This window comes from Chryseobacterium aquifrigidense (assembly GCF_006716485.1).
Classification (GTDB): Bacteria; Bacteroidota; Bacteroidia; order Flavobacteriales; family Weeksellaceae; genus Chryseobacterium; species Chryseobacterium vietnamense.
The window spans coordinates 1,334,137-1,360,205 of record NZ_VFPD01000001.1 but is presented as its reverse complement, the minus strand read 5'-3'; the positions used below and the strand labels follow the sequence as shown (position 1 = coordinate 1,360,205).

Below are 26,069 nucleotides of genomic sequence, written 5' to 3'. Positions count from 1 at the left end.
ATTGTAATCTTTAAAAAGTAAAAACCGATATATACTTAAAATTAAACATCGTTTAATTTTAATCTCCTCTTCTTCTTTTAGCTATGCTCAGCAACGAATTTAAACTGGGATATGCTCTCTCTCCAGAAGTTTCCGTATTCCGGATATGGCCATCGATGGTAAAGGCATTCAGTCTGACTATTACATTCATCAGACCATCCGAGACTTTCAATGGATTGATTAGGTAAACGATGTTCTAATGAAAAATAAAATAATAAGCTGTTTTACGTGGAGACAGCTTTTTTGATATTTTTCCATAAAACATTCAGTTTTTAATCAATAAAAAATACCACTTTATTAAAATTGGTTAAGTTTTTGAAGCGTATTTTTGTAAAACCAGTCACACCATTGAAATTAATCGCATTTACCAAAAAAGGAATTTACTGTCCACAGGGAAAATTTTATATTGATCCCTGGCGACCTGTAGACCTGGCAGTTATCACCCATGGTCACGCCGATCATGCCCGTTGGGGAATGAAAAAATACCTTTGTCATCATTTTACAAAACCTATTTTATACCAAAGAATAGGACCGGATATCGAATGCCAAAGCGTAGAATATGGAGAAGCTATTACCATTAACGGAGTAAAACTTTCACTTCATCCTGCCGGACATATCATCGGTTCTGCACAGATAAGGCTTGAATATAAAGGATATGTAACGGTCATATCAGGAGATTATAAAGTACAGAATGATGGATTAAGCACTCCTTTTGAACTGGTAAAGTGTAATGAATTTGTAACGGAAAGTACTTTTGGTCTTCCTATTTACAACTGGCTGGAAGTTCCGGATTTAAATAACAAACTTCAGAATTGGGTGCTGAAGAATAAAGAAAATAACAAAACCTCTGTTTTCATTGGATATTCTCTTGGGAAAGCCCAGCGTATCATGAAAGCCGTGGAAGAACTGGGAAAAATATATGTTCACTATTCCATCGGAAAACTGAATGACGCTTTTGAAACAGTAGGAATTGATCTTCCTGAATATACCATTGCAGATTTCAGAGAACGTCCGAAAGAAGTAGAACACGAAATTGTCATTGTACCCCCAGCTTTACTCGACAGTAATATCATTAAGAAAATTCCGGATCCGGCTACGGCAATATGTTCCGGCTGGATGCAGGTGCGCGGTGCCAGAAGATGGCGGAGTGCAGACGCAGGATTTGCGATGAGCGATCATGCAGACTGGAAAGGACTATTACAAACCGTAAAAGCAACTGAAGCAGAACTTGTACATGTAACCCACGGACAGACAGAAGTTTTTTCCAAGTACCTGAACGAAATAGGAATTAAAGCAGATGTTGTAGAAACACTTTACGGAGAAGACGAAGAAGAATCTGAAAAAGAAACCCTTGAAACCCCGGAATCATGAGACATTTTGCAGATCTTATCAACGCATTGGAAACGACCAATAAAACCAATGCTAAAATTGATGCTATCATTGATTATCTGGAACGTGCTCCTGATGAGGATAAAGTATGGTTTATTGCCTTATTTACCGGAAAAAGACCTAAGAGAAATGTCAATACCAATTACATGAAAGAATGGGCACTGGAAATCACACAACTTCCCTATTGGCTGTTTCAGGAATCCTATTCTTCGGTAGGTGATCTCGGGGAAACCTTATCATTGATTCTTCCACCTCCCGAGGAAAAAATAGAACGTTCATTATCAGAATGGATGAATGATATCGTGAGCTTAAAAAGCAAAACAGATACAGAAAAAAAAGAATTTGTACTGCAATCATGGAACGGTTTGGATTACACTGAACGTCTTATTTTCAACAAATTAATCGGTGGAAGCTTCCGGATTGGAGTCTCAGATAAAACATTAATCAATGCTCTGACCAAATTTTCGGGCCAGGAATCAAGTGCTTTGATGCATAGTTTAATGGGAAAATGGCTTCCGGATGAAGTTTCTTTCAAAGAACTTATTGATGCCGAAAATGTGAATCCTGACAATTCAAAACCCTATCCTTTCTGCCTCGCCTATCCTTTGGAAAAAGAGCCTGAAGAATTGGGAAATCCGGATGAATGGCTTGTAGAATACAAATGGGACGGAATCCGTGGACAGATTATCCGAAGAAATGACGAAGTCTTCATCTGGTCAAGAGGTGAAGAGCTCGTAACAGAACAATTTCCAGAAATTGCAGAAGTCGTAAAAGCCATGAAAGGTAACTTTGTACTGGATGGAGAAATACTTGCAGTGAAAGAAGGTAAGGTTTTAAATTTTAATGAATTACAAAAAAGATTAAACAGGAAAACTTTAACTAAAAAAATGCTCTCAGAAATCCCCATAGAAGTTTTCGTTTACGACTTATTGGAACTGGAAGATAACGATCTCAGAGAAAAACCGATCTCGGCAAGAAGAGCGCTTCTTGAAGAATTATTGCTGAATGAAAATCCGGAACGCATCACTATTTCAAGAAGTCTGGATTTTGAAAAATGGGAAGAACTGGATGTTCTCCGTGAAAATTCAAGGGATATAAACAGCGAAGGATTGATGCTGAAACAAAAAAACTCTCCCTATCATTCCGGGCGAAAAAAAGGCGACTGGTGGAAGTGGAAAATCAACCCGCTTACCATTGATGCTGTTCTCATCTATGCTCAGAAAGGAAGCGGCAGGCGAAGTGCTTATTATACCGATTATACTTTTGCCGTGAAAAACGGTGATACCTTGGTAACTATTGCCAAAGCCTATTCCGGATTGACGGACAAGGAAATTATGGAGGTGAGCAGGTTTGTAACTAAAAATGCTATTGAAAAATTTGGTCCTGTAAGAACAGTAAAAGCAGAACTTGTCTTTGAAATTGCTTTTGAAGGCATAGGATTCAGCAACCGCCACAAAAGCGGTGTGGCCCTCCGGTTTCCGAGAATTGTAAGATGGCGTAAAGACAAAACGGTGGATGAAATTGATGATTTGGAAGAGATAAAAAAATTAATACAATAGATTTTAACGCAATGGCGCAAGGTATTTTAACTTATTAGTAATATTTTTTGTTCGCAAATACACTTCGTTTAGCAATAGTAAGAATTGCCTTTGCTGAGTGAAACGCCCTTGCGATCGAAAAGTAAAAATATCATATAAAATCTTAGCGCTCCTTGCATTTAAAACAAAAATTAGTACAATAATGTTAACGCAATGGCGCAAGGTATTTTAACTTATTAGTAATATTTTTTGTTCGCAAAGACACTACGTTCAGCGATAGTAAGAATTGCCTTTGCTAAGTGAAACGCCCTTGCGATCGAAAAGTAAACAAAATCATAAAAACTTTACGCGTTTTGCGTTAAAACAAAAAAAAATAAAATTGGCAGCTTTTGAACATAGCAACGGATTCAAGATCATTCAGCAATGGATGACCGATAAAGGTATTGCCCCATTTAAATTTCAGCTGGAAACCTGGAAGAAATTTGGGAGCGGATATAGCGGAATGGTCGTTGCTCCTACCGGTTTTGGGAAGACTTTTTCCGTGTTTTTAGCCTTGGTTTCAGACTTTCTAAATTATCCTGAACATTATAAGAAAGGGTTGAAAATGGTCTGGATAACACCGCTTCGTTCTCTTTCCAAAGATATTGCAAAAGCGATGCAGGAAGCCATTGACGAAATCGGGCTCGATTGGGCTGTAGGCGTGAGAAATGGAGATACTGATCCCAAAGTAAGACAGCAGCAGGTAAAAAAGATGCCTGAAATTCTTGTCGTAACCCCTGAAAGTCTTCATTTGCTTCTGGCTCAGAAAAATAATGAACGTTTTTTCACCGGAATTAAATGTGTTGCGGTGGATGAATGGCATGAATTATTAGGTTCAAAGCGTGGTGTCATGGTAGAACTTGGAATTTCACAACTTAGAAAATATGTTCCGGAGATTAAGATCTGGGGAATCACAGCTACCATCGGAAATCTGGATGAAGCTATGGAGGTACTTATTCCATATGACATTAAAAAGACAAAAATTACTGCAAAAGAACATAAAAAAATAGATATTCTGCCGGTTTTTCCCGAGGAAATCGAAATATTACCCTGGGCAGGACATCTTGGAAATAAACTGGCGGATAAAGTGGTTCCTATTATTCTTGAATCAAAATCTACCATTGTGTTTACGAATACCAGAAGCCAGAGTGAAATGTGGTATCAGCTATTGCTGGATGCACATCCTGATTTTGCAGGCCAGATTGCAATTCATCACAGTTCTATTGATGCTCATTTAAGAATCTGGATTGAAGAAAACTTAAGTTCCGGAAAATTAAAAGCCGTAGTTTCTACTTCATCCCTCGACCTTGGAATTGATTTTAAACCTGTAGACACCGTTATTCAGGTAGGATCGGCCAAAGGAGTGGCACGGTTTCTTCAAAGAGCAGGACGCAGCGGCCACTCCCCTTTTGAAACTTCCAAAATCTATTGTGTTCCGACCCATTCTTTGGAACTTATTGAAGTCTCAGCCCTGAAAGAAGCCGTAAAACAAAAAGTGGTTGAGCCAAGAGATCCACAGGTTTTATGTTTCGATGTGCTGGTTCAGTTTCTGATGACATTGGCTGTTGGAGATGGCTTTTATCCTGACGAACTGTATGAAAGAATCAGAAAAGTGTATGCTTTTCAGGAAATGCTGGATGAGGAATGGAAAAGCATTCTGGAATTCCTTACCATCGGCGGCAGTGTATTAAAAAACTATGAAGAATTCCATAAAATTGTCATTATGGAAGACGGTCTGTATAAAGTAACTTCAAGGAAAATTGCGATGCTTCACCGGATGAATATGGGGGTGATTGTGAGTGATGCCATGCTGAAGGTGAAATTTATATCCGGAGGTTATATTGGAATGATTGAAGAATATTTTATTTCAAAGCTGAAAAAAGAGGAAAAATTTATTCTTGCCGGACGTACACTGGAAGTTGTCATCATTAAAGATATGACGGTATATGTGAGGGCAGCTAAAGGTAGAGCCCTGGTTCCGAGTTATCTCGGCGGAAGGCTTCCTTTGAGTTCCAATCTGGGACATTTTTTGAGAGAAAAACTTTCGCATGCTTTAAATCCTAAAGCTTCAGAAAAAGAACTTAAATTTTTGCACCCGCTTCTAATTAATCAGGAAAAAAATTCCCATATTCCCAAAGAAGACGAGTTTCTGGTAGAAATGATCAAAAACCGTGAAGGCTATCATTTGTTTATGTATCCTTTTGAAGGACGTTTGGTCCATGAAGTAATGGCGGCTCTGATTGCCTACCGGATCTCAAAACTGGCTCCTATTTCCTTTTCCATGGCCATGAATGACTATGGCTTTGAATTGTTCAGCGATAAAGAAATTCCTTTAAATGAAGATAATCTACAACAGATTTTAAGCAGAGAAAACCTTATGAATGATGTGATTGCAAGCATTAATTCTGCGGAAATGGCAAGGAGAAAATTCCGGGACATTGCTGTGATTTCAGGAATGGTGATTCAAAATTATGCAGGACAGCAGCGCTCCAACAAATCATTACAGAGCTCTGCAGGATTAATTTTTAAAGTATTGGAAGACCACGATCCCAATCACTTTTTAATAAAACAGGCGTACACAGAAGTCTTTAATATGCAGCTTCAGGAACAGCGGCTTGTAGAGGCTTTTAAAAGAATTGAAAAATCGGAAATTATTTTAAAACATTCCCGTTCTTTTACTCCGCTCAGCTTCCCGATTAAGGTAGACAGCTTAAGGCAGACACTTTCCAGCGAAGGCTTGGATGCAAGAATTAAAAGGATGCTGAAACTGTCCAATATAAGTGATCTTTTATAATCGGTTAATGTGTTTTCTGTAAGAACAGATATGCCAATGGATATTTGTTTATCGTAAAGACGTAAAAAATTGATAATAATAACGTTTTAAGGCGCAAATATTTTTATCTCCGATAAAATTTAGTCCCGTTAATCTTCCTGAAAATCTTTAATTTTCTTGTGACTTAAATAAAAATAGATCATATAAAATTTGCGACTTTGCGGGATTCTAAAAATGATAAAATCAAATAAAAACCTATCGTTTTAATCTTATTCTTAGCCTAATATTCTCCGTTAATTTTCTTGATAAATTTAAATAATCATCGTAACTTAGAGTATAACTTCTCAGAAGTTTAAATAATATAAATAATGGAAAAATTATTCTTGGTCCGTCACGGACAGTCACTCTGGAATCTGGAAAACAGATTTACAGGGTGGAAAGATATCGATATTACTGAAGCCGGTATTGAAGAAGCCAAAAAAGCAGGTCTTGCGCTAAAAGGGGAAAGAATAGATATAGCATTCACCTCTGCCCTGATCAGAGCACAGCATACCTTATCCATCATCCTGAACGAAATAGGAAATCCCAATATTCCGGTTATCAAAGATAAAGCATTAAACGAACGTTCTTATGGGAATCTTGAAGGATTAAATAAAGCGGAAACGGCTTTGAAATATGGTGATGAGCAGGTTCATATCTGGCGCAGATCCTACGACGTAATTCCTCCGGGTGGAGAAAGCCTTAAAGATACTTACAACAGGGTTATTCCCTATTTTGAAAATCAGATAAGACCTTTATTGAAACAAGGCGAAAATGTATTGATTGTCGCCCACGGAAACAGCCTTCGTGCCCTAATCATGTACCTGGAACATCTTTCTCCTGAAGAGATTTTAGAACGGGAGATTGCTACCGGTTTTCCCCTCACCTATATTTTTGATGAAAAATTTCATGTAAGCCGGAAAGTGGGCTGATCCCATTTAAATAGTTTAACTTTAAGCATTCAATTTTCAATTCATCAAGTGTTTATAGCAACTAAAAATATTTCCATCCAAAACGAAACTTTCATTTTGACCAATCAGCGGGCAGTATTCTGGCAAAAAGAAAAAGCGTTGGTTCTTTCTGATCTTCATATCGGGAAAACCGCTCATTTCCGAAAAAACGGCATTGCACTGGCCAATCATATTATGAAAAGTGATCTGGAAAGATTATCCGCTCTGATTGAATATTTTCAGCCCGAAAAGTTTGTAGTGGTTGGAGATTTGCTCCATGCCGGAGACAATTCTGATGTGGATGAATTCTGTATATGGAAAAGCCAATATCCTGATATTCAGTTTTATCTTATTGAAGGAAACCATGACCGGATTTCAAAAGCGCTGGAAAAGAAATTATGCTTTAATCACAAAGCTGAATGGCTGGAAATAGATGATATTACTTTCATTCATGATTTTGATGCATCCAGATCCGGATTTCAGATTACCGGTCATATCCACCCGGGAATTGTCCTGAATTCTGCCATTAAAAATATCAGACTTCCATGCTTTGCTCTTAGCAGTAATCAATTATTATTACCTGCTTTCAGCGAATTCACAGGACTGGATACAAAAAATCTGCCTAAGAAAAGTACATTTTTTGTATTTACGGATGCGGATATTTATGAAATTTGATAATTTAAGGTGTCAACTCCAGCGGATTTTGATATTTTTTATTTTCTTCTCTTTCTTTTTCTCTTTTCTTCAGTATTTCCTGTCCTTTTATAATGGTAGTTCCATAGCTTGCGAGTACGCCGGCTGCATTGGTTTCTGCATTCCTCTGTGCTTGTTTTAATTTTGCCTGTGTGGTTTCTACAGCTCCGGTGTATCTGCTTTTCTTAATATTGACTTGTCTGTTTTTTAATTGGGAATTAGACGTAGATTTTACCAATTCAAAATCATAATCTCCTTTTTCATCTGTGATTTTTATGATCAAGCCAGGCAATCCACTGAACTTCATGGGACCATACGGAAAAGGTATATCTGTTGAATACCATGCAATCCATCTTCTGCCTTTGAAGTAAACTTCTGCTTTTTTGCAATGAATGGTATTGATTACTTTGGTTTCATTCACTAGATTCCAGTTTTTTATCACTGGTTCTTTATAGGTGAGTAATGACATGAAAGCTGAGTCAAAATACTGTATGTTTTCATTAGATTGTATAATGGTAAAGTTAAAATCTGTTTTTGGAATTAATGTTCCCTTTTTCCATCCCAGCGTTATACTTCCATCTGGATTATTTGTTGTTGTTCCTGCGTTTGCCATTACTGAATCTCCCTTTAGTGATACCGTATTTGCAAAAAATGCACGCTTATCACCTATTTGTAATAAGAATTGGTCTTCATATTTGCTATCTGTTCGAGTATCAAATTTAGCTTTTAACATATAGGTAAACTCACCACGCAAAGTATCCTGTTTGTATGATTTAGCATAGGATAAAATACTACACAACAGAACGAATAGTTGAAGTAACTTTTTATGGTAGTCCATCGGAGATATTTTAATTTTTAATAGCACTTATAATCCAATATCTTCACTAGAAGTGCTTAAATTTACATTAATTGAGATTATTTGCAAGATGTTTAGGATCAGAGCCAGAATAAACAGGTGTTTTACAATTAATTGCTTCAACCCTTTCACGCCATTCGGTTGCTTGTTGTGCTGTCCAATCCTGAGTTGTTGTAGCTGTAATCCCACAGGAAGTTTCTGCAATCCAAATTTGACCTGCTTTTACATTTTTCATTATTTTGTGTTTTTTACAATTAAAGTATAAATATATATAATAATTCACTCAATAATTAAATTATTGTTTTATGTTAAATCATTGAATATCATAGGATTTTAACCAAAACCATTTAATTAATGAAAGATATTCTATCATCAAATAGTTATAATTTCATGCATGCTAAATAATTGGAATTAAACAAATTTCTTTAAACTGAAATATTTTAAAAGCAACATACAAGCAGATAAATATATCTCTGCCATTCTGATTTATACTTTATTTGATGAAAGATCCTTTCACCAACCCATATCAAGGTTTTAAACCTTGACACGGGTAATAAAAACTATATATTCTTCTTACTTAAACGGATACTGTAGATCGTTATCAATACGGTAACCAACAGGAATAAAGCTCCTATCCACGGTGTGCTTCCCAGGCCTAAGGAAGATGTCACAATCATTCCTCCTGCATAAGACCCAATGGCGATACCGATATTAAAAGCCGCAATATTGATCCCTGAAGCAACATCTTCAGTTCCGGGGAGTTCTTTTTCTGCAATCTGTACCACCAATAGCTGAAGTCCGGGAACAGAAGCAAATGATAAAGCTCCTAAGAGGAAAAGTGTAATAATACTTAAAACCGGACTGCTTACTGTAAAATAAAACGCAAGCAATACCAATCCCTGTGCCGCAAACATCCATAAAAGAGCATTCAGAGGATTTTTATTGGCTACTTTTCCTCCAATCAGGTTTCCCAGGGCAATGGCAATTCCATAAATCAAAAGAATAAAAGTAACTGTAGATTCCTGAAATCCTGTAATTTTCTGTAAAATAGGCGACAGATACGTGAATACCACAAATGTACCTCCATATCCCATCGCGGTCATTAAAAAGGCGAAAATCAATCGTCTGTTGCCCAGTACTTTAAACTGGCTTTTTAAAGAGGCTGTTTTTCCATTTTTAAGATTTTTAGGCACCAGTAACAAGCTGGCAGTCAATCCGATGATCCCAAGGATTGAAACACCGATGAAAGTTGCTCTCCAGCCGAAATGCTGTCCTATAAATGTCCCCAGCGGAACTCCCGTTACAATAGCAAGTGTAAGTCCAGCAAACATAATGGAAATTGCAGTCGCTCTCTTCTCTTCAGGAACCAGCGAAGCTGCAATAGTAGAACCAATGGAAAAATATACCCCATGGGCAAACCCTGTAAGTATTCTGGCAAGAACTAACGTGATAAATCCGGGAGCTATAGATGCCAGCCCATTTCCGATAACAAATAACAACATGATGGATACCAACAGCATCTTGCGAGGGATTTTCCCTGTGAGTGCCGTTAAGATGGGTGCTCCGATAGCCACTCCTATCGCATAAAGACTTACCAGAAGTCCTGCTGAAGGAATAGTAATTTGAAGATCTGAAGCTACTGTGGGAAGAAGTCCTACAATGACAAATTCTGTAGTTCCTATTCCGAAGGCACTTATCGTTAATGCCCATAAAGCTGCAGGAAGACCTCTTTTGGCTGTCTGTGCTGCAGTATTGATCTGTATTTCTTTTTGAAAGTTCATTGTCTTGTATTTTGTTGATATTGACAAGGCAAATTTCCGGCGAATATTTGTATTATAAAAATTATTTAAATTGTATCAAAGTATCAGAATAATGATAGTTTTATTTTTAGTTTAAAATTTGTTCCTTTGTATAATAATCAGCAGTTTTAATGAAGAAATCAGAAGCAACCCGTCTTACTATTCTCCAGAAAGCGTTCGAATTGATCTATGTAAAAGGTTTTCAGACTACAAGCATTGATGAAATTATTGCAACGACTCAGGTGACGAAAGGCGCTTTCTATTATCATTTTAAAACCAAGGATGAAATGGGTCTGGCTATTATTAACGAGCTGATGAAACCTAATTTCAGACGTAACTTTATTGAATCTCTTCAAAACAACAGCAATCCACTGGATAATATTTATGAGATCATCTACAATCTCCTGATGGAAACTGATTTTCTGAAAGTGGAATACGGCTGCCCTACTTCTAATTTTGTGCAGCAAATGGCGCCATGGCATACCGCCTTTACCCAGGCTTTGCATGAACTGTCAAAAGAATGGGAAGAAGCTTTCACCAACAATATTGAAAAAGGAAAAGAAGCCGGAATTATTAAGAAAAACGTCAATTCCAGAGAAGTGAGTGTTTTCGTTATTTCCGGGTACTGGGGAGTCAGAAACCTGGGAAAAGTTGAGAATTCAAAAGAAGTATATCTTGTTTATTTAAAAGGGCTTAAGTCTTATTTTCAAAGCCTGCAATAATTTTTTTATCAAAAAACATACTAATTAGTATGTTTTTATTATACCTTTGCTGTGTTCAAAAAAATATACAATGTATCAAACTCTTACTTTTTTACATTCCCAAACCCGATGGCTGGTTTTACTAAGCTTACTCTACGCAATTTTCCGTGCTTTCAAAGGATATTTTTCAGATCGGAAATTTACAGCAACTGATGATTCTGTAAGACACTGGACAGCCACAATTGCTCATATTCAGTTAATCTTAGGAATGATTTTCTATCTTAAAAGTCCGGTGATACAATATTTCTGGAAAAATTTTCATGAAGCAAAAGATTCTTTTGAACATCTGTTTTTCGGATTGATTCATATGGTTTTAATGATCACAGCGATTATCATCATTACAATTGGTTCTGCACTGGCTAAAAGAAAGCTTTCAGATAAAGAAAAATTCAAAACGATGGGCATCTGGTTTTCCTGTGCGCTGATCATTATTTTCATTGCCATTCCCTGGCCATTTTCTCCTTTTGCAAACAGACCTTATTTCAGATAATTATGATCAATTTATTTAAAACAAAAATCGGCAGACTGAGAATTCTGGCGATTCTGGAAGGAATTTCATTATTGACGCTGGTATTTATTGCTGTGCCGATGAAATATTGGATGGGAAATCCTTTGTTTGTAAGACTTATCGGACCTGTCCACGGAACATTATTCCTGCTTTTCCTCTTCAATACATTGAGCGTTGGCGTGGAACAGAACTGGAAATTTAAAGAAATAACATGGAAAGTAATTCTTGCCTGCTTTATTCCATTCGGGACATTTTATATTGACAAAAAAATCCTTAGCAAACTATGAAAAGTCTTCTTATACTTTGCGGAACAGCCTTTATGGTATATGTTATTTATAAGGTATACCGATTTCAGACTTTAGATAACGGATTACCTGAACTGGTCAGAAAAGGAGCTGTTATTCTTGATGTAAGAACGGAAAAAGAATATGCAACAGGTCATATAGAAGGCTCTGTCAATATTTCATTAGGAACAATCAGAGAGCGTTACATGGAATTGGACCCCAAAAAGACTTATATCACCGTATGTTCGCACGGGCTTCGAAGTGTAAAAGTTGAAAATATTCTGAAAGAAAAAGGCTTTCAACAGGTCTACAACGGAGGAGCGTGGACAGATCTGCAGAAAACGCTCAGTCAATAAAAAAATACAATTCCTCCAGAATGATCATGGAGGAATTGTACTCTTAAACAGTTTTATCATCCAGCCATACAACGTTCTGTTCAGACGAATGCTCCTGCCCTATTATATCTCTGTATAAATCAGGTCTACGGGCGTTTATATACCGATATCCTCCTGCCTGAGTAAGCTTCTCTGGAATCATGACAGCCGATTCAAAACTGTCTTCCCAGGAACGGCATTCTGCAATCACATCACCGAAAGGATCAATAATCATGGAACATCCGTTTTTAAGCTGATCATCATCCATCCCAATTGGATTTGAAAAAACAATATAAGCTCCGTTATCATAAGCTCTGGAAGGAAGCCACTTCATCAGCCAGTCTCTGCCCTTCATTCCATTAAATTCCAGACGTAAAGATGTGGGATCCGCTACCCTGTTTTCCCAAAGCTCAGGATTCACAAATCCTGCTCCAGGCCTTGTAGAAGGGGTACACATGGTAACATGTGGCATAAAAATAATCTCTGCACCAAGAAGCCTTGTTGCTCTTACATTTTCAATAACGTTGTTATAATAGCAGATTAAAATTCCACACTTCCAGCCCATAATATCAAACACACAATACTCATTTCCGGGTGTAAGATTCGGATTGATAAAAGGATGAAGTTTTCTGTATTTTGCCTTCAGCCCTGTTTTATCAACACAAACGTACGCTTTGAAAAGATTATCGTGGGCATCTTTTTCAAAAAGTCCAGCCAGGATGGTGATCTCATGCTTAGCAGCAATCTCCTGCAACTTTTTAATACTTCTTCCTTCCGGTACAAGTTCAGCAATATCAAGAAGCTGTTCTCTGGAAAGCTTTCTGGCAAAGGTATAGCCTGTAATGGAGCATTCATGGAAAGCAATCACATGAGATCCTTTGGCTGCAGCCTCACCAGCCAGTTTTTCTATAACGGATAGATTATAAGCTTTATCACCACTCTTATTTTCAAATTGTGCCGTTGAAATTTTAATATTCATTGATTTTTTTTAGCAAAACTAGGTAGTGTTGCTTGGTAAAAATTGTATAAAACCGCCATAGCAGGTTACAGCTCAATAAAATTAACCGCCATTTTATTTTCTGTCTTCAAATACTGTTTAGGAGTAAGCCCAATATTATTCTTAAATGCTCTGATAAGATGTGACTGATCAGCATATCCTGCTTCATATGAAAGCATTGTCATATTTTTTTCATCTGTTCCATTATTCAGGATACTTAGAAAGTAATGGAGACGGATGATATTTCCGTATTTTTTGGGCGACATTCCGATATAGTGTTCAAATTTTCTTTCCAGATGGCGTTCCGAATAACCTGTGAAATGCTGCAATTCTTGGGAGGATACTGAACCTTTACTTTGAAGAAGATATCGTTGTGCAGCTGTTATTAATTGATGATCTGTATTTATTCTTTCGTATAAAAAATGGGTAAAAAAGATATTCAGATCATTAATAATGGCTAACGGATTTGATTTATTAAAAAGTTTTTCCTGAAATACTTCCAGTTTACTTTTTAGAGCATCTTCCACGGAAATAATCTGATTACAGGTTTCTTTGGCGGAAGTTTTTAAAAGAATATTCAGAAAATAAGGTTGAAATACAACTGCAACCAGGGAAAATTTTCCTTTTGAAGAAAAATCTTTGTAACTGCGTAATGATCCGTAGAAAAAGGAAAGTGGCATCCGTTCTTTTGAAATACCGGAATAGAGATTCATATCACCGGATAAGATAAGCCCGGAGCTCCCATCAGTAAAGAGCCTTAAACTTTTTATATCTTCTTTGGAATTTTCCAGAAAGATATAATGCCTGATATAAGATGCTAAGTGTTTGGGAGGCGAAATCTGCATTCGTCAAATTTACGTAAAACATATTGACAGGAAAATACAATATCTAAATTTAAGACACGCAAAATCAAATATTTAATTCTCTCGCAGATTTTGCCAATTACGCAGATATATATACAATCAACTGCGAAATCTGTGTGATCTGCGAGAGATAAAAATTGATAAAATTTTTGCACCTTATGTATTAAGAATTATTCTGTTTCTTCATGATTTCCAAAAAACTATAAGAAATCTATGTAAGGTACCACACTTTATTCCCTTTTGGTCAGGTATTTGAATATTTTAATGAATACCAATAACTAAAATATTATATCATGTCAACAGAAAATCTTACCCATCTCGAAGCGATTAAAAAAATTAAAGAACTTTCAGAAAAAGCAAGAATATGCATGTTTTGTACAGAACTTGAAACCGTTCCTGTCAATTCAAGACCAATGAGCTTACAGGAAACGGATGACAGCGGAAATCTTTGGTTTATCAGCAGTGGAACCAGCAATAAGAATTTTGAAATCAAAGAAGACCGGAGAGTTCAGCTGTTTTTTATGAATAACAGCGATTCCCAATATCTTTCAGTATACGGAGAAGCTTCTGTTTATAAGGACAAAGCAACCATAGAAGATAAATGGTCACCAATGGCTAATGCGTGGTTTGATGGTAAAGATGATCCCAACGTTACAATTATCCGTGTAGAGCCTAAAGAAACTTATTACTGGGATACCAAAGCGGGAAAACTGGTAAGCCTGTTTAGTTTTGTAGCGGCTGCAATCACAGGAAATAAAACCGATAATTCTGACGGTGTAGAAGGAAATGCAACGATTTAGAAAGTTCTGAATAAGCAATAAATCTCCCACAGATTTTACAGTGGGAAAACAAAAATGGCTCAATTTCTTGAGCCGTTTTTATTATAAGATTACTGTTGCTAATTTTTCACATCTTCCATAGATGCTCCAAAATTAATATGTAGAACATTTCCGTTTGGTGTCACTAAGGCAGGCACAGATTTCACACCGGCCTTTTCAGCATTTTCAATTTTGGCTCTGTCATTACCCAAATGGATAATCTCAACATTTTCCAATCCTATAAGGTTTACGATATCGTGTTCTACGCTCATACATACAGGACATCATGCATGATAAAAAATGGACTTTTTCATATAATTGTACTAATTAATAAGGGTTTTAATAATATTTTTTAATTCTTCGGATTCTTTTTCGTGAAGAGGTTTTAAAGGGCTTCTCAGATTCCCGCCATCTTCACCCAGAATATTCAGTCCAGATTTCACAGCTCTTGGCAATCCTTTATTCACAATAAATTTTAAAAGATCAAACTGCTGGTAGAAAATCTTTTTTGCCTTTTCAAGATCTCCTTCTTCAACGGCATGATAAAGACTGATATTCAACTCAGGAATAAGATTGGGAGCAGCAGTACACCAACCTCTAGCACCTGCAGAAAATGCAGCCAGTGCCAGAGGATTGGAACCATTATAGAATGCTATTTCTTCTCCCAGTTCCCTTCTCAGACAATGCATTCTCTGGATGTCTCCTGTACTTTCCTTGATCATGGTTACATTGGGAATTTCAAGCAGTCTTTTCAGTAAAGCCGGTGACATATCTACTCCACTTGTTGCGGGATTATTGTACGCCATAATAGGAATTGATATTTTACTGGCTACGGCATCATAATGTGTTACAATTTCGTCGTCAGTTAGCTTCCAGTAGCTCATAGGAATGATCATCACCGCATCTGCTCCTGCTTTTTCTGCAAACTGAGCATGATGGATGGTTTTTTCTGTTGTAAGATTGGAAACCCCTACCAGTGTAGGAATTCTTCCTTTTACCTGCTGTAAAGTAGCTTCCGTAACTTCTTCTTTTTCTTCATCGGACAGATAAGGCATTACTCCTGTACTTCCCAGGGGCGCAATACCGTGACTTCCGGAAGTGATTAACCTTTCTACCAGATGCTTGAAAAGAGGAATGTCTACTTTTTCTTTTTCATCAAAAGGAGTTATGGGATACGCTATAATCCCTTTAAATGGAACATTTTTCATATGCTGTTCGTTTAAAATTTTAAAATAATTTTAAACCATTAAGAAGATTAAGCAAATTTCGCCTTGAAATGAAAATCATCTCCGATATCAAAATAGTTTAGCAATGCCAGATCTCTTAATGGTTTAAATTTCTGATATTAAAGATCTCTTCCTTCCTCTTCTCTCAATGCCACTCCCAGATTTTGTAGTTGAGGAGCATTTTCGCAGGCGATATATTTGGTAGATTCCGTATCACTTAGATTCTGATGCTTGTGCCATGCCCATGAAGGAATGTAAACAGCGTCTCCAGCCTCCCAGTACACTCTTTCATCTTCTACTTCTGTCCAGCCTTTACCTTCAATCACAAATAATACAGTTTCATAGGTGTGGCGGTGTCTGTTGGTTTGCTGCCCCGGAGTTAATCCACCAATGGTCATACTCACATTTTTGCTTGGCAGATCTACAAAAAAAACAGGGTGTTTTCTTTCTGTTGAAAACTGATTATGCTCTCCTGCATTTTCTACATTTTTATGGATCAAATGGCTTGGTTTTACATACTTCGGTCTTGCAAATGTTTCGTGGAAATCTTTAGAACTGAATTGTTTCTTGTCCATGATTTTAAAATTATTATGGTTTTGTGCTTTATTGCATGACAAAATTACCCTATCTTTGGACTGTTTAAATGATTCAGTTTTTACATAAATAGATAGTCCAGATGTTGCGCCCTTGGAAATTGGAATTAGAAATTGATAAAAAGCTTGATAAAGCCGTTTATTTACAGATTGCGGATACCATCATCGGTGATATCCGTTCAGGAAGATTAAAAGCTGGAGACACCCTTCCCGGAAGCCGGAATCTTGCCCAGTCCTTAAAAATTAACCGGAATACGGTTGTAGAAGCCTATCAGGTGTTGATTAATGAAGAATGGGTAATTTCCAGAGAACGAAAAGGAATTTTTGTCTCTGAAAATCTTCCTGCCTTACATGAAAAGAATGCAGATGTATTGCATCATCCTCTGGACCAGCAGGCAGTTTCTACCGGAATGGTAATTAATTTTGATGATGGCCACCCGGACAGTAAAATAGCTCCCGTAACAGAGCTGGCAAGAGCCTACAGACAGATTTTTAGCATCAAAGCCAAATGGCAGATGATGGGTTATGGAAATGAGCATGGTGATGTGGAATTCCGCAAAATGATCTCTCAGATGCTCAATCATCAGCGTGGAATGCATATTCAAGAAAATGACATTTCTATCACCAGGGGAAGCCAGATGGGCATGTTTCTCACCGCCCAAAGTCTTTTGAACCCTGAAGACATAGTCATTGTAGAAGATCCCGGATATCAGCCGGCATGGCAAGCGTTTCAGTATGCCGGAGCGCAGCTTTTGCCCGTTCCAGTGGATCATGACGGAATCAGTATTGAGGCTGTTGAAAAGCTCTTAAAACAGCATCAGAATATAAAAGCGATATATATTACTCCTCACAGACAATATCCTACCACGGTTACTTTAAGCCTGGCAAGAAGATTAAGATTGATTGAATTATCCAACCAATACAATATCACCATCATTGAGGATGATTATGACAACGAATTTCATTTCGGATACCGTCCTATTCTCCCGATCTCAAGCTTTGCGGAGCTTCACAATTATGTATATATCGGAACTTTAAGCAAGGTGGTTGCTCCTGCTTTAAGAATCGGCTATCTGGCTACAAAAAATCAGGAACTTCTGAAAAGAATCGGTGATCTGAGAAAGATTATTGATGTACACGGAGATGTCATCATGGAACAGGCAGTTCTTCAGCTAATTAAAGAAGGAGCCATAAAAAAGCATATCAGAAAAGCTACTGTTCATTATAAAAATAAAAGAGATTTTGTCTTTGAACTGTTGACAAAATATATGAAAGACATTGCCGATTTTACATTACCTGAAGGAGGTCTTGCTTTTTGGATCGTTCCTAAAGCAAAACCGGATTGGGATGCTATAACAGAGCTTTTACTGGAAAAAAATATTAAGATTATTCATCCTAAACAATACAGTAAAAACCATGTGAACGGATTCCGGTTAAGCTATGGAGCGCTTTCTGAAGAGCAGCTGGAGCAAAGTATCCCTGTTATCGCAGAGATTATCTCGGTTTTTTAACTCCCGCAGATTTCTTTTGGATTTACACGGTTGTTGCGCAATCAAAAAGCAAAGATTTTTTGACTTATGTGGACTTCTTTGCTGCTTATTTGTACTTAAGCCAATTTAAGTGTTTTAAACTTTTGTGGTAAAATAAAATTTTTCTCCCACAGATTTACACGGATGTGTGACTTTGTTGTTTAAATTGGAAAATTATTCCACTTCAAAAACTGCCTGAATCTCTACGGAAGAACCTACGGGAATAGAAGAAGCTCCCAAAGTTGCTCTGGCATGTTTTCCTTTATCTCCAAAGACTTCAACAGCCAGATCAGAAGCTACATTCATAAGGTCTGCATGTTTTGTATAGTCATCTTTGGTATTGAAAATTCCGGTAAGCTGTACACATTGTTTTACTCTGTTCAAATCTCCTCCTACAGCTTCATTTAACACTGAAATCACATTCAGCATCGTTACTTTTGTAGCTTCTTTTACCTGTTGTTCATTCACTTCAACGCCTAATTTCCCGGGATTTAAAATTTTACCATCTTTTAAAGCGACCTGATTGATAAATACCAGATTTCCTGAACGGACGAACGGCTGATAATTTCCTGCCGGTTTGGGAACCTGAGGAAGGGTAATATTCTTTTTCTTCAGTATTTCACTGAAATTCTGGTGATTTTCAACAGCAGCTAATGTTTTTTTAGGATGCGTATCCTTTAATGCCAATGCTACTTTTGCGAAATGTCTTCCCTGGAGTTCAGCAATATTTCGTTCTCCTTTGGTAGGTCTTTCCACATCTTTTAAAGAAGCCATGCTGGTAACTCCCAAAACAGTATTTCCCTGTGGAACAGTTTTATTCAGTTCTTCTGTTCCACGAATTCCATTAGAAACCAATACCATTCCGTGTACGGCAAGACTGTTCCAGAATGCCTGAAGAGCAAGTTCTTTTCCCGCTCCGCTTCCTGCAGACATAAAAACGGTGGCAGGTACTCCTTCCAATGCATGATTGGTCCATAACTGAACGGTTTTGGATAAAAATTCGCTCATTCCTGTACTGATATTCCCGAAATAAACAGGCGAACCAAAAGCAATCCCGTCATAAGACGTTAATTCATCCACTGTTGCTACCGGAAGATTTTTCAGGTGTGGATTTTCTGAAGCTTTGACAAGTTTGATATAAGAAACTGCATTATCTTCGCTTTCGATCCCTTTAGCGACTTCCTTAGCCAGTTCATAAGTTCCACCATTATCTGAATGGATCAGAACCAATATTTTAGCTTTAGTTTGTGCCATGATGTAAGTGTTATTAAATAATAAAATTAAAATAAAAAAAAGACATAGTTTTTTCATTCTGAGTAAGATAAAGATTATAATTGATAGTAATGATGTAGTGATTACATTGATTATACAAAATTACTATTGTCGTTTTTATTAAATTTGCCAAAATATACATACCAAACGACAATATGAAATGTGGACTGACTGAAAAAACGGAGAGCCACTTTGTAGATTCTATCAACAAAGAAGCTTATGTATGGTGCGAAAAAAGCTGGAAACATGATGATTACGAGCATAAACACAGCCGTGCACAGCTTACTTTTGTAGAGGAAGGCTATCAGTATTTCCATATTGACCGGAAAATTTATCTTGTCCCACAACATCATGTCATCTGGATACCTTCAGGGAAAGCCCACAAAATAACTTCAGAAGCGCAAACGGTGAATCTGATGGTATTTCTTTTTAAATCTGTTTTTGAGGATGAATTTTATCAGAATGTTCAGGTTTTTGCTGTTCCGCCGGTTTTAAAGGAAATGCTTTTGTATGCTTCAAAATGGAATCAATCTCTGGATGAAAATGAAGAACAGGACATTTTTTTTAAAGCCATTTTAAAGAGTCTTCCCAATTTCTGCAAAGAAAGCAGCGGTCTGGAAATCCCTGTACCCACTGACACCAGGCTGATTCCCGTGTGCCATGATATTAATTCCAATTTTAAATATAATCTGGATATTGATTCATTAGCTGAAAAAGCACAGATGTCTGTGAGAAGCCTCCAGAGAATTTTTAAAAATGAAACGGGAATTACCTTACAGAAATACCTCCAGCTCACCCGAATTTTAAAAAGCATTGAGTTAATAGATACCAAACAATATACTTTGAGTGAAGTAGCTTATAAAGTGGGGTACCAAAGCCTGTCAGCATTCACAGCATCCTACTTTGCAATCATGCAGACAAAGCCAAAGGTGAATAAAAATTAAGGAGTTTCGTCGTGAGGCATATCAACAGGTTTTGATTCGGGAGAGCCTTTTTCACGAAGCCAGATCGATAGAAGAACGAGAGAAGCTACGGCCAGAAATTCACTCTGCCAGTTCTGAAAAGATTCAAACCAGAACCTTGATTCTGACATGTATTGAATTGCCGTTATAAGGGGTTTCCCTTTCATTATTTGTTCATCATTAAAATCTTTAAGACTTCCATAGAAATGCAAAATAAAGCTTGCCAGAAATAGAATTGCAAAAGCAAGTGATAAAGAGTGTTTGTAGAGCTTCAGCCATATGCCGCCTTTTTTAACAGGCCATGGCGCTTTGGGATGTGCCACAGGTTCTTTGTCAACATCTTCCTCTTCTGTCATAGATTTTGATTCACTGGAACCTTTTTGCCGCAGAGAAATCGTTAATACAACATATAACATCATCTGGAGAAATTCGCTTTCCCAGTTTTCAAAGGTCGCCTGTATAAAATGCCCGCTATGGATATATTCACCGATCTTTAAAGCAGGCTGGCCGTTTTCAATGAGTTCTTTATTTTCTGTTTTCCAGCCCATAAAGAACTGCCCTGCGAGAAAAATAATCATCAGAGTAATCAAAACAATGCTTAAGCTGTTGCGATGAAGGAAACTGGTGCGTTGCATATTTCTGAGTTTAAAGTTTAAAGTTCAAGGTTTAAAGTTCCAGGTTTAAGGTTTATGAATCACGTTTTTGATAAGGAAATACTTTCTGCAGATTCTTTGTGGTGGGCCCGGTAAGGATTTTCCCATTGACACCAAATCTTGATCCATGGCATGGGCAGTCCCAGCTTAGCTCAGCACTATTCCACCGGACCTGACATCCGGCATGCGGACAGGTACTTCTGAGAAGATGCAACGTACCGTCATTTTCTTTGTAAAGGGCATAAGATTCGGACTCATACTTAATGACTTTTGCCTCTCCTTCTCCAACTTCTGAAAAAGAATCGATTTTCTCAGTTAAAATTTTATCCTTTATAAAATCAAATGCTACGGTTGCGGTTTCCTTTACAAAATCTGAAAATCCGGCAATAGGTTTTATTCTTGAAGGGTTGAACAGATCTCCATATTTACTTTTTCCAGTAATAATCAGATCATGCAATATCTGCGAGGAAAGAGTCCCGAATATCATTCCGTTTCCTCTGAAACCGGTAGCTGTAAAAATTCTTTTATTACTTCCGGGAAGTTTTCCAATATACGGAAGCCCATCTACGGGTTCATAATATTGGCTGGACCAGCTGTAAAATACAGTTTCCACATCAAAATATTTTCTGATATAATTTTCAAGAATTGAAAAACATTCTCCGGTATCATCGGCATGCCCTGTTTTGTGATCCTCACCGCCTGCAATCAATAGATTTTCACCATCAATATTTTGAATGCGGTAATAATGATAAGGTTCAGAGAGATCATAGCCAAGTTCCCACGGATATTTATCATTTTTCATGGTAAATGCCATGGCGTAGCTTCTGTAAGGTGCGTTCGTAAAATGAAGCAGATTCACTCCCGGCGGAATATGAGTGGCATAGACTACATGCTTTGCTTTTATTTCTCCCTGAGAAGTTTTTAAAATAACATAGTCTTTCTGCTCATCGTGTTCTTCAACAAGACAATTTTCCAGAATATAACCTCCCAGTTTTATAAAAGCCTCGCAAAGTCCTTTAATATATTTTACCGGATGAAAATGCCCCTGACCCGGAATGAGCACTGCTTCTCTGAATGGGATTGGAAAAGGAATCTCATTCACATAACTCATTTCGTGGCCTACCTTAGCTGCTCCCTCTACAATATCTTTTAACTGCTCTTCCTGTTTTTCATCCAGAGCAAAGAGATAAGCTGATTTTCTTCTGAAATCACAGCTGATCTGATATTTCTGAATATTATCTTCAATAATGCTTATAGCATCAATTCCGGATTGTGCATACAGTTGGGCATTATCCGGCCCAAAATCACGGATAACCTGATTAAAAGTTGTATCAAAGAAATCATTTAAATGGGCAGTTGTACCTCCGGTTGTCCCGAATCCAATATTCGCAGCTTCCAGGATAATGCATCTTTTTCCTGATTCCTGGAGTTTCAGCGCTGTTGAAGTTCCGGTAATCCCGCCGCCTACTATGACTGCATCATATAATGAATTGAGATCAGTTTCTGTAGAAAATTTTCTGACCTCTTCCTGCCATATGCTTTTTCTTGCACCGTCTCTATACATAACCAAATATTTTATTGTTAAACTTATCTGATACTCAAGGTATCACTTTCAGGAAGACCGGATTTATCGGCATTGGGCGAACTGCTTTTCTGGTCTCTTTTTCGGTTTTCATCTTCATCAATATTACATCGGCAGGAAGTAAAAGCAAACAGGCTGATAACGCCTAAAATAAGTGCTGTAGTTTTCATATTTTAACTATTTTGATGTTTTATACTTTATATACTTTAACCGTTTACTATCAGTCCTCCGTTGGGATGCAGTACCTGCCCCGTAATCTGTGAAGCATCTTTACTTGCAAGAAACAGGAAGCTGGAAGCTATTTCCTCGGGAGTAGCATTTCTTTCCAAAGGAGGTTTATCCGGATTTTCTTTCTCCTGATCAAAAGTTTCTTCGGTAAGCGGCGTAGCAACAGGTCCCGGAGCAACGGCATTGATCCTGATTCCTTTTGGCTTTGCCTGTAGTGCCAGCGAGCGGGTGAAGGAAACGATAGCACCTTTTGTTGCGGAATAATCAATAAGTTCCGGATGTCCCTGATACGCTGAAACTGAGGTAGTGTTGATAATACTTCCGCCTTCGTTCAGATATGGAAATACTACTTTCGTTAATAAAATCATTCCTATAATATTGGAATCAAAGGTTTGCCGGATGTTTTTCTCTTCAAGCTGCTCAATACTTTCTGCAGGAAACTGAATTCCGGCATTATTAATGAGAATGTCAATTTTTCCGAATGCCGATATCACTTCTTTTACCGTTTCTTCACAGAAATCATAATCATTGATATCTCCTTTAAAAATGATACATTTTTTATTCAGATTTTCAATTTCCGCCTTTGTTCTTCCTGCGTCGTTGTCACTGGAATGATAGATGATTGCAATATCCGCACCCTCCAGAGCAAAAAGTAGTGCTACCGCCTTACCGATTCCGCTGTCTGCTCCGGTAATTAAAACAGATTTATTTTCTAATTTTCCTATCATACATATCCTTTTATTCTTCTGCTGAAGGCTTCTGCATTTCTGCCATTCTATGAGCTGCCATACTGTCACTGGCTATATTCGCCATTGCTACAGAAAGCTTATTTTTTAAACCTGATACTATTTTATCATCACCGTTCATCAGAGCATGATAACCATCAGCAGCCACTTCTTCAGGAGAGGCCAGATTATCTCTGTCTTCCAGTATTTTACTTCTGTTCATATCTGCTTTATTAAAGAAATCAGTATCGGTTGGTCCCGGTAAAAGTGCTGTCACTGTAATTCCTGAATCTTTAAGTTCTTCACGGATGGCTTCAGACCATGATAATACAAATGCTTTCGTACCATGATAAACCGAATGCCACGGACCAGGGGCTTTACTGGCTACAGAAGCCAGATTTAAAATTTTTCCTGAACCCTTGGGCAGACGGTCCTTTAAAAACAGTTTGGTCAATATGATGACTGAAATGATATTTAACTGAACAATGTCTACTTCTCTGTGGATATCCGTATCCTGAAATTTTCCGTACACTCCCTGCCCGGCATCATTCACCAATATTTCAGGGCTTATTCCATTCATTTTTAATTCTGAATAAAGAGAATAAACTTCTTCCTCCAGGAATAAATTTTTGGAGATGCTGATCACGTTTATTCCGTAATTTTTGAATTCATCGGCTTTCATTTTCAGCTCCTCATGATTCCTGGCCACAATAACAAGGTCATAACCATTCTTTGCAAACAGTTTTGCCAGTTCGTAGCCTATACCGCTGGTAGCACCTGTAATAAGGGCATATTGATTTTTGCGTTCCATAGATCTATTTTAAGATTAAAAGCCTGTTGAGTTCACTTTTAAAACATCCCAAAATAAATTCGGTGTAATACAGCTGGGCATTTAGAGCTTGTGTTTTCGGATGTAATTCCAGTTTTTTAGTTAGGACAATCTCACCTTTGTAAGAAAATGAGAAATAGGCAAAAATTTTATATCCTGAATTTCTGATTGGCGTGCAGTAGCCGGTAGTGGCAATAGACCAGTCGGATTCGTAAAGTCTTGCTACATTTAAAGCCATCGTCTCCGCAATATTCTCTGAAACGCAATCACATTCTTCGGCCTCCTGTCTGTCAACCTTTAGTAATTTTACTTTTTCTGACAAAGAATAAGCCGTCATTCCTCCTTTGTAGAACATAGACGCATTGGGCATCTGTGAAAAAGCCAGCTGCAAGCATCCTGAAGTAACACTTTCTGCAATTGAAATGGTTTCATCGGTGGTCATCAGTGACTGACTTATATATTCTAAAAGATTTTTCTGAAAATCCATACTATTAAATTTTGAGTAATTGGTGTATCGTTTATTTTTAATTAAAAGCCTGTCAGCTTCCACGGGTCAAGAACGACCTTTACACATCCGTCTTCTTTTTTATCAAAAATTTCGTATCCTTTGCTTACTTCATCAAGAGATAAACGGTGGGTAATAACATCATCAAGGGTGATTTTTCCGGTCACCACATAGTCCAAGAGCTTATCGATGATAGGATGAACATTGCACTGTCCTGCTTTAAGTGTAATTCCCTTGTCAAAAATCTGTCCAAGTCTGAAATTGTCATAATTAACGGGATAAACTCCCAGAACAGAAACAATGCCACCTCTGCGTACCGCGCTCATGCATGCTTCGAGAACTTTGATTGAGCCTTTTTCAAAGTTCAAAACAGCTTTTGCACGGTCTATAAAACTTCTTTCCGGTTCAAAACCTACAGCTTCAATACAAAGATCAGCACCCCGGCCGTCTGTCATATCCCTGATTTGCTCAATAGTGCTTTCAGCATCTTCCCACAAAATGGTTTCACATCCTGTAAGCATTTTAATTCTGTCTAATCTGTATTGAAGGGTATCAATTACAATAACTTTCTTCGCATGATGAAGAACGGCGCTTTTGGCGGCCATTGTACCTACAGGGCCTGCTCCAAAAACAGCAACGGTTTCTCCTCCTTTAAGCTCTCCCCACATCACTCCTGTGTAGCCTGTGGGGAAAATATCTGTAAGGAATAATACCTGTTCATCAGTAAGGTTTTCCGGAACTTTTCTGGGGCCAAAATTTGCATATGGAACTCTTACATACTGGGCCTGTCCGCCGTTGTATCCTCCATAAAGGTCGGTATACCCGAACAAGGCACCGCCTTTTTCTTTAAAAATACCTCCTTCCGGTCCATAATAATCAGGGTTACTGTGTTCACATGCAGTAGGAAGATCATGCTGGCAGAAGAAACAGCTTCCACAAGCGATGGGAAAAGGAACTACTACCCTGTCACCTACTTTTAGATGGCTGATGTTCTTCCCGGTCTCTTCTACAATACCCATAAATTCATGTCCCATTACCATGGGTCTGGCCTGCGGAATTCCTCCGGAATACATATGGAGATCACTGCCACAGATGGCTGTGGAGGTTACTCTCAGAATAATATCATTTTCATCCAGAATTCTGGGATCTTCTACGGTGTCACAGGTAATATTACCCGGTGAGTGAAAAACGGCTGCTTTCATAATCTAAAATATTTAAAGTGATTGGTGTTGGTGTGAAGGATGT

General features: G+C 37.7%; 29 protein-coding genes. 12 read left to right on the top strand and 17 right to left on the bottom strand.

The window, feature by feature from the left end:
* Positions 1-58: 58 nt before the first annotated feature.
* On the bottom strand, positions 59-190 hold the full coding sequence (locus FB551_RS23585) for a hypothetical protein (RefSeq protein ID WP_262711488.1): 132 nt from the start codon (positions 188-190) through the stop codon (positions 59-61).
* Positions 191-387: 197 nt separating this feature from the next.
* Between FB551_RS23585 and FB551_RS06040 the strand changes: the two genes are divergently transcribed.
* From FB551_RS06040 to pdeM, 5 genes are all read left to right on the top strand, one after another.
* Entirely contained in the window at positions 388-1,410 is a 1,023-nt protein-coding gene (locus FB551_RS06040) for a ligase-associated DNA damage response exonuclease (protein ID WP_142018076.1), read from the top strand.
* Positions 1,407-2,987, top strand: a complete 1,581-nt coding sequence (locus tag FB551_RS06035) for an ATP-dependent DNA ligase (protein ID WP_047430554.1) — start codon at positions 1,407-1,409, stop codon at positions 2,985-2,987. Before FB551_RS06040 ends, FB551_RS06035 begins: the two co-directional genes overlap by 4 nt.
* 358 nt (positions 2,988-3,345) lie before the next feature.
* Positions 3,346-5,799, top strand: coding sequence for a ligase-associated DNA damage response DEXH box helicase (locus tag FB551_RS06030; protein WP_142015975.1), 2,454 nt, complete (start codon positions 3,346-3,348; stop codon positions 5,797-5,799).
* A gap of 347 nt (positions 5,800-6,146) precedes the next feature.
* Positions 6,147-6,749 carry a 2,3-bisphosphoglycerate-dependent phosphoglycerate mutase gene (locus FB551_RS06025; protein ID WP_185097535.1) on the top strand — a complete coding sequence of 201 codons (603 nt, stop codon included), beginning with the start codon at positions 6,147-6,149 and terminating at the stop codon, positions 6,747-6,749.
* A 48-nt stretch (positions 6,750-6,797) separates the two neighbouring features.
* Entirely contained in the window at positions 6,798-7,442 is a 645-nt protein-coding gene (pdeM, locus tag FB551_RS06020; protein WP_142015972.1) for a ligase-associated DNA damage response endonuclease PdeM, read from the top strand.
* A 4-nt stretch (positions 7,443-7,446) separates the two neighbouring features.
* On the opposite strand, the gene FB551_RS06015 is transcribed toward pdeM, so the two are convergent.
* The 3 genes from FB551_RS06015 to FB551_RS06005 form a co-directional block, all read right to left on the bottom strand.
* Positions 7,447-8,298: a GLPGLI family protein gene (locus FB551_RS06015; protein WP_142015969.1), complete on the bottom strand. Its 852-nt coding sequence runs from the start codon at positions 8,296-8,298 to the stop codon at positions 7,447-7,449.
* A gap of 67 nt (positions 8,299-8,365) precedes the next feature.
* Positions 8,366-8,551, bottom strand: coding sequence for a hypothetical protein (locus FB551_RS06010; protein WP_142015966.1), 186 nt, complete (start codon positions 8,549-8,551; stop codon positions 8,366-8,368).
* Between the two features lie 325 nt (positions 8,552-8,876).
* On the bottom strand, positions 8,877-10,097 hold the full coding sequence (locus tag FB551_RS06005; protein WP_142015963.1) for an MFS transporter: 1,221 nt from the start codon (positions 10,095-10,097) through the stop codon (positions 8,877-8,879).
* A gap of 149 nt (positions 10,098-10,246) precedes the next feature.
* Here FB551_RS06005 and FB551_RS06000 point away from each other — a divergent pair, with 149 nt between their 5' ends.
* The 4 genes from FB551_RS06000 (at position 10,247) to FB551_RS05985 (ending at position 12,024) form a co-directional block, all read left to right on the top strand.
* Positions 10,247-10,837 carry a TetR/AcrR family transcriptional regulator gene (locus FB551_RS06000; protein ID WP_142015960.1) on the top strand — a complete coding sequence of 197 codons (591 nt, stop codon included), beginning with the start codon at positions 10,247-10,249 and terminating at the stop codon, positions 10,835-10,837.
* A gap of 70 nt (positions 10,838-10,907) precedes the next feature.
* Complete coding sequence (locus FB551_RS05995) at positions 10,908-11,366, top strand: hypothetical protein (protein ID WP_142015957.1); 459 nt, start codon at positions 10,908-10,910, stop codon at positions 11,364-11,366.
* Between the two features lie 2 nt (positions 11,367-11,368).
* Entirely contained in the window at positions 11,369-11,671 is a 303-nt protein-coding gene (locus FB551_RS05990) for a DUF3817 domain-containing protein (RefSeq protein ID WP_142015954.1), read from the top strand.
* Positions 11,668-12,024 carry a rhodanese-like domain-containing protein gene (locus tag FB551_RS05985; protein WP_142015950.1) on the top strand — a complete coding sequence of 119 codons (357 nt, stop codon included), beginning with the start codon at positions 11,668-11,670 and terminating at the stop codon, positions 12,022-12,024. The genes FB551_RS05990 and FB551_RS05985 overlap by 4 nt, the downstream gene beginning before the upstream one ends.
* 43 nt (positions 12,025-12,067) lie before the next feature.
* On the opposite strand, the gene FB551_RS05980 is transcribed toward FB551_RS05985, so the two are convergent.
* The gene (locus tag FB551_RS05980) at positions 12,068-13,021 is read right to left on the bottom strand and encodes a nitrilase family protein (RefSeq protein WP_142015946.1); all 954 of its coding nucleotides are present in this window, start codon (positions 13,019-13,021) and stop codon (positions 12,068-12,070) included.
* Positions 13,022-13,086: 65 nt separating this feature from the next.
* On the bottom strand, positions 13,087-13,884 hold the full coding sequence (locus FB551_RS05975) for a helix-turn-helix domain-containing protein (protein WP_142015944.1): 798 nt from the start codon (positions 13,882-13,884) through the stop codon (positions 13,087-13,089).
* A gap of 311 nt (positions 13,885-14,195) precedes the next feature.
* Between FB551_RS05975 and FB551_RS05970 the strand changes: the two genes are divergently transcribed.
* On the top strand, positions 14,196-14,702 hold the full coding sequence (locus FB551_RS05970) for a pyridoxamine 5'-phosphate oxidase family protein (protein ID WP_047430589.1): 507 nt from the start codon (positions 14,196-14,198) through the stop codon (positions 14,700-14,702).
* 98 nt (positions 14,703-14,800) lie between these two features.
* Here FB551_RS05970 and FB551_RS05965 read toward each other — a convergent pair whose 3' ends face one another.
* From FB551_RS05965 to FB551_RS05955, 3 genes are all read right to left on the bottom strand, one after another.
* Positions 14,801-14,992: a thioredoxin family protein gene (locus tag FB551_RS05965; protein ID WP_226798629.1), complete on the bottom strand. Its 192-nt coding sequence runs from the start codon at positions 14,990-14,992 to the stop codon at positions 14,801-14,803.
* Positions 14,993-15,043: 51 nt separating this feature from the next.
* A complete protein-coding gene (locus FB551_RS05960; protein WP_142015941.1) occupies positions 15,044-15,928 on the bottom strand; it encodes a dihydrodipicolinate synthase family protein in 885 nt (294 codons plus the stop codon).
* 137 nt (positions 15,929-16,065) lie between these two features.
* Positions 16,066-16,521, bottom strand: coding sequence for a cupin domain-containing protein (locus FB551_RS05955; protein ID WP_142015938.1), 456 nt, complete (start codon positions 16,519-16,521; stop codon positions 16,066-16,068).
* 101 nt (positions 16,522-16,622) lie between these two features.
* Between FB551_RS05955 and pdxR the strand changes: the two genes are divergently transcribed.
* The gene (gene pdxR, locus FB551_RS05950) at positions 16,623-18,050 is read left to right on the top strand and encodes a MocR-like pyridoxine biosynthesis transcription factor PdxR (protein ID WP_142015935.1); all 1,428 of its coding nucleotides are present in this window, start codon (positions 16,623-16,625) and stop codon (positions 18,048-18,050) included.
* Positions 18,051-18,242: 192 nt separating this feature from the next.
* On the opposite strand, the gene FB551_RS05945 is transcribed toward pdxR, so the two are convergent.
* Positions 18,243-19,379 carry an Atu1372/SO_1960 family protein gene (locus FB551_RS05945; protein WP_142015932.1) on the bottom strand — a complete coding sequence of 379 codons (1,137 nt, stop codon included), beginning with the start codon at positions 19,377-19,379 and terminating at the stop codon, positions 18,243-18,245.
* 116 nt (positions 19,380-19,495) lie between these two features.
* On the opposite strand from FB551_RS05945, the gene FB551_RS05940 reads away from it, so the two are divergent.
* Positions 19,496-20,284: an AraC family transcriptional regulator gene (locus FB551_RS05940; RefSeq protein WP_226798628.1), complete on the top strand. Its 789-nt coding sequence runs from the start codon at positions 19,496-19,498 to the stop codon at positions 20,282-20,284.
* On the opposite strand, the gene FB551_RS05935 is transcribed toward FB551_RS05940, so the two are convergent.
* From FB551_RS05935 to FB551_RS05910, 7 genes are read right to left on the bottom strand one after another with little or no spacing between them, the layout of a single operon-like run.
* Positions 20,281-20,937 carry a DUF6766 family protein gene (locus tag FB551_RS05935; RefSeq protein WP_142015926.1) on the bottom strand — a complete coding sequence of 219 codons (657 nt, stop codon included), beginning with the start codon at positions 20,935-20,937 and terminating at the stop codon, positions 20,281-20,283. The two genes, FB551_RS05940 and FB551_RS05935, sit on opposite strands and share 4 nt — an antisense overlap.
* Before the next feature lie 52 nt (positions 20,938-20,989).
* Positions 20,990-22,519 (bottom strand): FAD-dependent oxidoreductase, encoded by a 1,530-nt coding sequence (locus tag FB551_RS05930; RefSeq protein ID WP_142015924.1) that lies wholly within the window; start codon positions 22,517-22,519, stop codon positions 20,990-20,992.
* Positions 22,520-22,542: 23 nt separating this feature from the next.
* Positions 22,543-22,707, bottom strand: a complete 165-nt coding sequence (locus tag FB551_RS23200; protein WP_156121418.1) for a hypothetical protein — start codon at positions 22,705-22,707, stop codon at positions 22,543-22,545.
* A 36-nt stretch (positions 22,708-22,743) separates the two neighbouring features.
* A complete protein-coding gene (locus FB551_RS05925; RefSeq protein ID WP_142015921.1) occupies positions 22,744-23,493 on the bottom strand; it encodes an SDR family oxidoreductase in 750 nt (249 codons plus the stop codon).
* 10 nt (positions 23,494-23,503) lie between these two features.
* On the bottom strand, positions 23,504-24,301 hold the full coding sequence (locus tag FB551_RS05920; RefSeq protein WP_047430614.1) for an SDR family NAD(P)-dependent oxidoreductase: 798 nt from the start codon (positions 24,299-24,301) through the stop codon (positions 23,504-23,506).
* A gap of 4 nt (positions 24,302-24,305) precedes the next feature.
* Positions 24,306-24,806, bottom strand: coding sequence for a CinA family protein (locus FB551_RS05915; protein ID WP_047430617.1), 501 nt, complete (start codon positions 24,804-24,806; stop codon positions 24,306-24,308).
* Between the two features lie 41 nt (positions 24,807-24,847).
* Positions 24,848-26,026, bottom strand: a complete 1,179-nt coding sequence (locus tag FB551_RS05910; protein WP_142015918.1) for a zinc-dependent alcohol dehydrogenase — start codon at positions 26,024-26,026, stop codon at positions 24,848-24,850.
* Between the last annotated feature and the right edge of the window lie 43 nt (positions 26,027-26,069).